Here is a 9,457-nt window from a genome sequence, read left to right on the forward strand (position 1 = left end):
GCCGGGCGGGAGCTGATGTCATGGCAGACGTCCTGCCGTACGAAGGAAGGCACATGACTGTGCGATCCGTCAAAGCCCGTGCGACCCGCCGGACGGTCCTGGCCGCCGGGGCCGCCCTGGCGGCAGGGGCCGCAGCCGCCCCGGTCGCTGCGTCCCCGCCGCCCTCCGCGCAGGCCGCCTGCGCCGCGCCCGGCGCGGCGCAGGGGGTCACCGGGCAGTTGCGCGCCCTGGAGCGGGAGCACGGCGCCCGGCTCGGCGCGTACGCCCATGACACCGCCACGGGCCGCACGGTGGTGTACCGGGCGGACGAGCGTTTCCCGATGTGCTCCCTGTTCAAGACCATCGGCGCGGCTGCGGTCCTTCGCGATCTGGACCGCGGCGGCGAGTTCCTGGCCCGCCGTATCCGCTACACCGCCCCGTACGTGCAGGCCTGCGGCCACTCGCCGGTCACCGGCAGGTCCGAGAACCTCTCCCGCGGGATGACGGTCGCCGACCTGTGCAGGTACTCCATCACGCACAGCGACAACACCGCGGCCAACCTCCTGCTCCGGGAACTGGGCGGCCCCGCCGCCATCACCCGCCTGTGCCGCTGCGTCGGCGACCCGGTCACCCGTCTCGACCGGTGGGAGCCCGAGCTGAACTCGGCGGAGCCGTGGCGCGAGACGGACACCACGACACCTCGCGCGATCGGGCGGACCTACGCCCGCCTCGTTCTGGGCGACGTGCTCGTCCCCCGCGACCGCCGGCTGCTCACCGGCTGGCTGCTCGCCAACACCACCAGCGGTGAACGCTTGCGCGCCGGGCTTCCCGTCGGCTGGACCCTTGCCGACAAGACCGGCGGCGGCAGCTACGGCGGCAACAACGACGCCGGCGTCGCCTGGCCCCCCGGCCGCCCGCCGGTGGTCCTGGCCGTCATGACCACCAAGCCCGGCCGGGATGCCCCCTCCGACGACCCACTGGTCGCAAGGACGGCGGGCGTTCTGGCCGCGGCCCTTGGCTGACCACCGAGCCGGCACCCGGGGTGACCTGCATGCGTTCTTCGACGGCGTGCACGACGGCGCCCGGCGCGCCCCTTGGCCCGGGGCCCGAAGGCGCCGTGGCCCGGTCCCGCGCAGACTTGTCCGTACGGCAGGACCCGGGGTCGCTCTTCGCCCCGTCGGGGCGGGTTCTTGTCCAGCCGCGGCACGGGCCGGCGGTCCTGCCGCGACATGATCCTGCTGGTGGATCACGGTCGGGTGAGGTGATACGTCGCCCTGAACCGTTCTGTGCCAGGCTGCAGTTCATCCGTTGCGTGCTCCCGGCGTCGACGAGATCGCCTCGGCCGGATGACCGCCCGATGCCCAGCGCGATGGTGCAGAAGTTCCGGGCCGGGGCGGCCTTAAGGGATGTGCCCGAGCCATCCGGTTCCCGGGCCGGGCCATGCCCCGTCGACCAGGCGGGCCACCATCCGGGCCGCGGTGGTCGACCAGGCGGGCCACCGTCCGGGCCGCGGTGTCAGACCGTGCGCAGCACGGCGGCCACTTCGCCGAGGAGGCTGGGCAAGTGCGTCCCCGGTCCTGGTTGCCGGTGCCCGTGGAGGAGTTCGTGGGTCAGGGCTGCGGCCCCAAAACGGTCCCGTATCCGATGCGCACGGTCATCGAGGCCAGGAGGTCACCGCGCCGGTGGTCCCGGACGGTGGCGCAGGCCCAAGAACCTGGCAGTTGTGAGCGGTTGCAGGGGCGGCAGGAATCGAACCTGCGGCATCCGGTTTTGGAGACCGGCGCTCTGGCCATCTGAGCTACGCCCCTTCGGTGCGCGTCAGTTTGTCATGGGCGGCGAGCCCGGATCCAGGGAATTTTTGACGGTGGCCGGGTGCGAGCGCAGCAGCGGTTTCGGGTTCACCCACCGCGTCGGGTGTGCGTCGGCAGCCACGTCGACTTGGCGCACCGCCCCGTGGCCGGCTCGTGCCGGGGGGATCGCGGGGGGCCCGCGGTCTTCGTCAAGGCCGTACACGCGCAGCGGGTCGCACGCGTGCGCGCCCTGGCGCGGGACCTCGGCCGGTCGTGCTCGAACATCGCAGGCAGGGCCGGCTGAACACCTCGGCTTTGGGTGACGACGAGGCGAACCCTGCCGGCCGTCTTCACAAAAAAATGTGTGCCTGACCCGAGAACGGACCGCACGGGTGCACCGGTTCACAGGCAGTGAGTGTCCGTCAGCGAGCCGGAAAAGGGGTTCATGAATTTCGACCGCGCCGGTCAGCGCCGGCACCGCGGCCGTAAAGGCCCGGATCCGCTCGGGGGTCACGGTGTAAGAAACGGCGGCCTGCTGGGCCAAGACGTGCGCGGACGCCGGTGCGGCAAGGACGGATCCGACCGGCATGAGGTGTTCCTTGCCCTGTTCAGTGCTGAACGCCGCCTGATCATGTCCTGCGCATCCGCGGCCTGTTCGTCCCGCAGGCGCAGACACGTTGCGTTTGCGCCGATGGCGCCCCCGGCTACCGCGGATGCCGCAGGTGCGGCGCAGGTACGACGGGCGCGGTAGCCGGCCGCTCGTGCGCAAGCGGGACTCGCCCGCAGCGGCGTCCGGTTAGGGTTCGGGCATGAGCACAGGACGGTTCGGTGTCCCGGCCGATGTCAGAGACGGGGCGATCGCCGTCGGTGTGGCGGCGGCGCTGCTGGTCGCCGGGATGTCCGGGGGGCGCTCCGCCACGAACGTCGCTCTGCTCGGCTACGTGTTGCTGGCGGCCGGTGGCCTGGGGCTGGCCGCACGCCGCCGGGCTCCAGTTCTCGTGCTGGCCGTCACCGCGCTGTGCGCGGTGGGTTATCAGGCGGCCGGTTTCGATGTGCCTGCCGTCGCGTACTTGTTCGCGGTGTACGCCGCGATGCGGGAGGGCCACCGCATCATCACGGTGGTGGCGAGCGTGTTCTTGCTGGCTGCTCTCCCGCTGGCGGCCCTGGCGTCGGGACTGCACAACGTGGGCGAGGCGTTCGCGCAGGCCCGCGGCGCCCTGGAGATAGCCTGGCTGATCGCGGCCGGGGCTGCGGGGGAAGCGCTGCGGCAGGCCGAGCGGCGGGCGGACGAGGCCGAGCGGACCCGGGAGGAGACCGCGCGGCGTCGCGCTGATGAGGAGCGGCTGCACATTGCGCGGGAACTGCATGATTCGCTCACCCATCAGATCTCGGTCATCAAGGTGCAGGCCGAAGTCGCCGTCCACCTGGCCCACAGGCGCGGCGAGGAGGTGCCCAAGGCCCTGCTCGCGATTCAGGAGGCCGGACGTGAGGCGACCCGGGAACTGCGCGCGACCCTGGAGGCGCTGCGCGACGACGGCACAACCCCGCCGCACGGGCTCGGCCACGTCCCGGAACTGGTGGAACGGGCTCGGACCATCGGCCTGGACGCGACGCTGACGATCGAAGGGCAGCGGTACGACGTGCCGGCCGCGGTGGGCCGGACCGCGTACCGGATCGTTCAGGAGTCGCTGACCAACGTCGCCCGGCATGCCGGTGCCGCTACCGCGTCGGTCCGGATCGGTTACCGGCCCGATGCCTTGGTCGTACGGGTCGATGACGACGGCAAGGCGACGCCGGACACCGCCGCGGCGCCTGGCGTCGGACTGCTCGGGATGCGCGAGCGTGTCACCGCGCTCGGCGGCCGGCTGCGCGCCGGGCCGCGCGGCGAAAGCGGCTTCACCGTCCGGGCCGAACTCCCCGTGGCCCGAACATCGTGATCCGTGTCCTGCTGGTCGACGACCAGCCACTCCTTCGCAGCGGATTCCGTGCGCTTCTCGATGTCGAGGACGACATCGAGGTGGTGGCCGAGGCCGCCGACGGGATGGAGGGTCTGGCGCTGGCCAGAAAGCACCTGCCCGACGTCGCGCTCGTCGACATCCAGATGCCGGCCGTGAACGGCATCGAGGCGACCCGGCGGATCGCCGCGGACCCGGCCCTGGCCGGGGTGCACGTCGTCATCCTGACCAACTACGGCTTGGACGAATACGTCTTCGACGCGCTGCGCGCCGGCGCTGCCGGATTCCTCGTCAAGGACATCGTGCCGGAAGACTTCCTGCATGCCGTCCGCGTCGCCGCGCGCGGTGACGCCCTGCTCGCACCGTCGATCACCCGCAAGCTGATCAACCGGTACGTCACCCAGCCATCGCCCGCCAGTTACGGCACCGGGCTGGACGAGCTGACCAGCCGTGAACGCGAGGCCGTCGTTCTGGTCGCCCGGGGCCTGTCCAACGACCAGATCGCCGATCACATGGTGATCAGCCCACTGACCGCGAAAACCCATATCAACCGGGCCATGAACAAGCTCCACGCCCGCGACCGCGCCCAACTCGTCGTCCTCGCCTACGAATCCGGTCTGGTGGCCCCGCGCAGCTGCTGACATCCACGGTCCGGCTGCAGGTGCCCCCGGCCCGGCGGCGTGGGCAGTGGCAGCCAGGCCGCCGGGCCAGGCCGGCGCTGCCCGGGCCGGCCGGCAGCGCCGCCCTGCTGACCCCGGCAGACCGCCATGGCCGTATGCGGCAGCCGCCGGCGCCAAGGCCGGCTCGCAACGGCGGCCCGCCCGGTCGACGTGCGAAGGGCTCCCGGGCGGGCTTCCGCTTCCATGCTGCCCCCGATCCCTCCCGCTGCAGTGCGGCCGCGCGGCAGACGGGGCCGAATGGGCTCGCAACTGCCGCGCGGCCGGGTGGTACCGACCGAATGAGCCTGCGCACGAGCCCTCAGTGTCTGCCGCCCGGCAGTGCCCGCGGCGGGCTGCCCGCGGTGCCCGCGCTCAGCGGTGCCCGCGGCGGGCTGCCGGCAGTGCCTGACGGCCGCCCGCTCCCCCGCGTCGCGGCGGTGGACTTTGGGGGGGGGCAGAGGGGAACCCGTTGGGCAAGATCCTGGCCCAGCGAGGGCGATGAACGGGGCCGGTGATCCGGTGGCGCAGCGGGCAGCAGCGGGCGCCGCCGTGCTGGTGGCGCTTGTGCATCGGCCCGCCCACGGCGAAGCCGCCGCCCGTGCGCGCCCCGCCCGGCGCCTATGGTGAGCTGTGACCAACCAGGAAACGGGCCGTCAGCAGGGCACCGCCGGGCCCGGATATCTGGCTGCAGCGGGTGTCTTCGCGGTCGGGATGATGGGCACGACCCTGCCGACACCGCTGTACGGGCTCTACCGTGAGCAGATCGGTTTCTCCGAACTGGTCGTCACCGTGGTGTTCGCCGTCTACGCCATCGGGGTGATCGCCGCGCTGCTCTGGGCCGGCGGCTTCTCCGATGTTCTCGGCCGCCGCCCGGTCCTGCTGTGCGCGCTGGGGCTGGCCGCGCTGAGCGCGGTGTGCTTCCTGCTCGAGGGCGGGCTGCCGCTGCTGTTCACCGGTCGTGTCCTGTCGGGGTTCTCCGCCGGACTGCTCAGCGGTACGGGCACGGCCGCCGTACTGGAACTGGCACCCACCGGGCGCGGTGAGCGCGCAGGATTCGCCGCGACCGCGGCCAACATGGGCGGTCTGGGACTCGGCCCCCTGGTCGCGGGAACCCTGGCCCAGTACGCGCCGTGGCCGCTGCACCTTGCGTTCTTGACCCATCTGGCGCTCCTGGCGGCCGCGGTGGCTGTCACCTCGCTGCTGCCCGAGACCGTGCACCACAGCAGGGACAGGCCCCCGCTGCGGCCGCAGGGCATGGTCGTCCCGGCCGAGGTACGCGGTGTGTTCGCGCCCTGCGCACTCGCCGCCTTCGCCGGATTCTCGCTCCTGGGCCTGTTCACCGCAGTCGCCCCGGCCTTCCTCACCCAGACACTGGGCGTCCACAACCTGGCCGTGTCCGGCGCCGTCGTCTTCTGCGTCTTCTGTGCCTCGGCCTGCGGGCAGTTGCTGATGGGCCGCGTCGGCACACGCAACGCCCTGCCCGTCGGCTGCCTGGTGCTGGTGGCCGGCCTGTTCACGGTGGGAGCGTCGCTGCTGCTGACATCGTTGCCGGTCCTCCTGGTCGGTGCCGTGACAGGCGGCATCGGCCAGGGCCTGGCCTTCCGGGCGGGCCTGACCGTGGTGAGCACGCTGGCTCCGCCCACCCACAGGGGTGCCACCATCTCGGCGTTCTTCGTCGTCGCGTACGCGGGAATCTCGGTACCCGTCATCGGGATCGGCGCGCTGGCGGTGACACTGGGACTACGCAATGCAGGCCTGGTGTTCGCAGGCTGCGTGACACTGCTGGCCGCCACAGCGGGCGGCTACCTGTGGCGGCACCCGCCCGCACGGGCCTGAGCCCGACCGCGAGCGAGCTCAGGCCGGGCTCGGCCGGGCTCAGGCCCCGAAGAACAAGAGACAGAGCCGGCCGACAGCACCCGCACCGCCGCACGCCTGACCGCCCCGCCCCGCCCACACCCCAAGGTGCCCGCACCCGCACCCGCACCCGCACCCGCACCCGCCAAACAAGAGGCAAGACACACACCTCAGGCCCCCGCCGTGCCGGGCCCGACCAACAGGCCGGTGACAATACCGCCGGGCCGCAGGCGCGACCGCGCAGTGCGCACGGCGCTCACACCACAAGCAGGCAGGCCCGACACCACGGGCAGGCAGGCCCGACACCACGGGCAGGCAGGCCCGACACCACGGGCGGGCGGACAACAGTTCGACGACAGGACCCGCGCCCCTTGCCGTCCGGGTCATACCAGGCGCGCGCGGGGCCCGGCACGCACCCGTACGGAAGGCCCTGCACGATCTCGGCCGCGAGCGTGATCGCGGACAGCCCCACACAGCCCGGCCCGGCGACCAGGCACCTGGGACCGCGTTCACAGGACTACGGCCGACCGAGTCCGCCCAACGCGACACGCGGGCGACTCGGCAAACACTTAGTATGGCGTAGCAGGTGTTATGGGACACCGGGCGTGGGCCGCGCACGTGGTGCGGCCGCCAGGGACCGGGCACCGCCGCGATGTGTCCCCCGCATGCCGGAAACCCCGGCCCGATTCCGACGGGCCGGGGTTTCCACGGATGCAGACGGCCCTGCTACCACCCGTCGCGGTAGTCGTCGACGACCCGGAAACTGCCCACAACGCCGTTACGGACGAACACACACCCACGGACGAAACCGGGCGTGACACCGGCAGTGGCGCCCCAGGGACCGACCATCGCGATCGGGGAAACGCGCCGAGGCAGCCAGTGCATCCCTCGCGGCGGCGTTGACCACCGGCACCGATCATGCCGTGCCCATAGCTGTGCCCGTGGCTGTGCCCGGCCGCACACGGCCGCGGCACCGAGAGCGGCGACAGAACCGACAACGGCACCGAACACCACAGCACACCCTGCACCCATGGGCTCAGCCTGCCATTGCTCCGACTGACCCGGTACGCCGGAGCTTTACCCCGGCGCCAGACAAGACAGCACGCACCCATGGCCGGCACGCGAGGCAAGGACACCAGCAGCACCCACTCGACCAGCACGCAACCGCACACCACGCCGCGCACCCCCGCACGAACACCGACAACAGCCACCAGCAAACCCAGCAGCCAGCAGCCCCGGTGCCCCGGTAGCCCCGATGGCCCCGGTAGCGCCGGCCCGGTAGCCCTGGTGGCCCTGGTAGCGCCGGTGGCCCTGGTAGCCCGGGCCCGGTAGCCCCGGTGCCCCCGGTGCCCCCGGTGCCCCCGGTACGGCAGTTCCTGCCGGCTGTCCGTCACCTCCACCCAGCACAAACGGCCTCCCCCCAAAGGTACGAGGGGAGGCCATCGGCACCGCTGGACACGAACAGTGCGTCACCCGGACGGGAACTCATCCTTCCGGCCGCCGGCACGACGCCCGGGCCTGCCCTCGGCCCCACGCCCGCCCTCCTTCATCGACTGCTCCTGCATGCGCCGGGCCTCATCGTGCAGCCTGCGGCGTTCCTTGGGATCACTCGACCGCTCAGCACGCTCGTTCAACTCACGGACCTTGTCCTGCATCTGCTGCGCACGACTGGCGGACTCGCCTGCAACACTCATCATCACTCCTGAGAAGGTGAGGGTGGGACACCACGCAGCCAACCAGCGCTGCCCCGCCCACGCACCCCGGAACGTCACCCTGCGCAATCACCACAGACAACCAGCCCTGAAAAGAACACGTCACATCAACAACACACCCCACACACCCCCTCCCCCACGACCCCCGCCACCCAAGCCATACGATCCTGACCGCCCAAGCAGCCCTGACACCCCCCTCCCCACCACACACCACCGGACACCCACCCTGTTCAGCCCTCCCGGTGAAACACCCCAACACCCCGGCAGGAACATGCAACGCCCCTCCCCACCACACACCACCCTTGCGAGGGACCTTACGGGCGGGCAAACCCCTTCACCCTCACGCCCCCGCGTCCCGGCCGCCGCCCGACGAAACACCAAGGACCACAGGAACACCGGCACCATCACGCACCAGCCGCACCCCAGAACCCGGCCCGTCACCACCCCCAAGACCAACACCCGCACCGTCACCACCCCCAAGACCAACACCCGCACCGTCACCGCCCCCGCGGCCCCTACCCGGACCAAGCCGAGGACGGCCCGAACCAACAGACCCCAACCCGCGAACACCACCCCGCGAAGACACCACCCCAAACCCAGACCCAGACCCAACCCCAGCCCCAACCCCGGACCCAGACCCAACCCCGGACCGGGACCGGCCCCGGAACAAGCGATACACCACAAACGACGAAACCCTGGAATACCACCGCACCCGCCGCAGCTCACCCCCACTCGTCAACACACAGACAAGCGCAGCAAGAACAGCCTCGTCATCAACACCCACCGACCGCCCGCCCGACCCACCCACCCTCACCGGCGGCAACAACGAACCCGTCACCCCCCGCACCCCACCCAGACCCGCACGCCCCCACCGCCCGCCACCCCCGACCACCCTCACACCACCCACATGCCCGCCCCCAGCCGGCAGCACCAACGCGTCCCTGCGTTCCTCAACACACTCAAACCGGCGAATAACCTCAGCCACATCAGACACATCATCCAAAGAACCAGCAGCCAGCCGCCCCCGCACCTCCAAAAGCTCGCGATACACCGCACCATACGCACTGCACAACCTGATCGACTCATCACCACGATCACTCAGACCACTGGCATGAGGCACAACAATCACCAACGCAGCACAACCCGACAACACCGACACAAACACCTGCGCCGCCAACACCGACGAACCACCAACAACCGGCCACACCAAAAGCCCCACAACAAGACACAACACCGCCCCCACCAAAGAAAACACCCGCACCCTACGCACCACACGAGCCGCCTCCCACGGCATCCTCACCACCCAGAAACCCGCACCCGCCACACACTCCTCAAGCCGCCGCAACACCACCCCATCAACCGAACCCCTCGACCGCCCAAAAACCCTCGAAAACACACTCACGACACACTCCCACCATCGCCGGGAACCACCCCCACACTCCCACCCCCACCCCCACCAACACCAACACCACCACACATATTGTCGTTTTAACCACCCACACAGAGCA

The 9,457-nt window shown here is 71.1% G+C and carries 5 protein-coding genes and 1 tRNA gene; 4 read left to right on the top strand and 2 right to left on the bottom strand.

Annotated features, from left to right (window positions below; all coding sequences use genetic code 11):
• Positions 1–53 precede the first annotated feature (53 nt).
• A complete protein-coding gene (bla, locus tag ACNPQM_RS42780; protein ID WP_418088250.1) occupies positions 54–1,001 on the top strand; it encodes a class A beta-lactamase in 948 nt (315 codons plus the stop codon).
• A 712-nt stretch (positions 1,002–1,713) separates the two neighbouring features.
• Here the strand turns inward: bla and ACNPQM_RS42785 are convergent.
• A tRNA-Trp gene (locus ACNPQM_RS42785) sits at positions 1,714–1,787 on the bottom strand.
• 791 nt (positions 1,788–2,578) lie between these two features.
• Here ACNPQM_RS42785 and ACNPQM_RS42790 point away from each other — a divergent pair.
• The 3 genes from ACNPQM_RS42790 to ACNPQM_RS42800 all read left to right on the top strand — a co-directional run bounded on the left by ACNPQM_RS42790 (position 2,579) and on the right by ACNPQM_RS42800 (position 6,219).
• Positions 2,579–3,706, top strand: coding sequence for a sensor histidine kinase (locus ACNPQM_RS42790; RefSeq protein ID WP_418088251.1), 1,128 nt, complete (start codon positions 2,579–2,581; stop codon positions 3,704–3,706).
• Positions 3,703–4,365 carry a response regulator transcription factor gene (locus tag ACNPQM_RS42795; protein WP_358862340.1) on the top strand — a complete coding sequence of 221 codons (663 nt, stop codon included), beginning with the start codon at positions 3,703–3,705 and terminating at the stop codon, positions 4,363–4,365. The genes ACNPQM_RS42790 and ACNPQM_RS42795 overlap by 4 nt, the downstream gene beginning before the upstream one ends.
• Positions 4,366–5,013: 648 nt before the next feature.
• Positions 5,014–6,219, top strand: coding sequence for an MFS transporter (locus ACNPQM_RS42800; RefSeq protein ID WP_418088252.1), 1,206 nt, complete (start codon positions 5,014–5,016; stop codon positions 6,217–6,219).
• A gap of 1,487 nt (positions 6,220–7,706) precedes the next feature.
• Here the strand turns inward: ACNPQM_RS42800 and ACNPQM_RS42805 are convergent.
• The gene (locus ACNPQM_RS42805) at positions 7,707–7,931 is read right to left on the bottom strand and encodes a DUF6381 family protein (protein ID WP_358862337.1); all 225 of its coding nucleotides are present in this window, start codon (positions 7,929–7,931) and stop codon (positions 7,707–7,709) included.
• Positions 7,932–9,457: the final 1,526 nt, after the last annotated feature.

The sequence above is a fragment of the Streptomyces sp. NPDC056231 genome (assembly GCF_048270745.1).
Classification (GTDB): Bacteria; Actinomycetota; Actinomycetes; order Streptomycetales; family Streptomycetaceae; genus Streptomyces.

Excerpts from the sequence above, each read along its gene's own strand:
- bla (WP_418088250.1), top strand. The coding sequence starts at position 54 with ATGACTGTGCGATCCGTCAAAGCCCGTGCGACCCGCCGGACGGTCCTG.
- ACNPQM_RS42790 (WP_418088251.1), top strand. The coding sequence starts at position 2,579 with ATGAGCACAGGACGGTTCGGTGTCCCGGCCGATGTCAGAGACGGGGCG.
- ACNPQM_RS42805 (WP_358862337.1), bottom strand. The coding sequence starts at position 7,931 with ATGAGTGTTGCAGGCGAGTCCGCCAGTCGTGCGCAGCAGATGCAGGAC.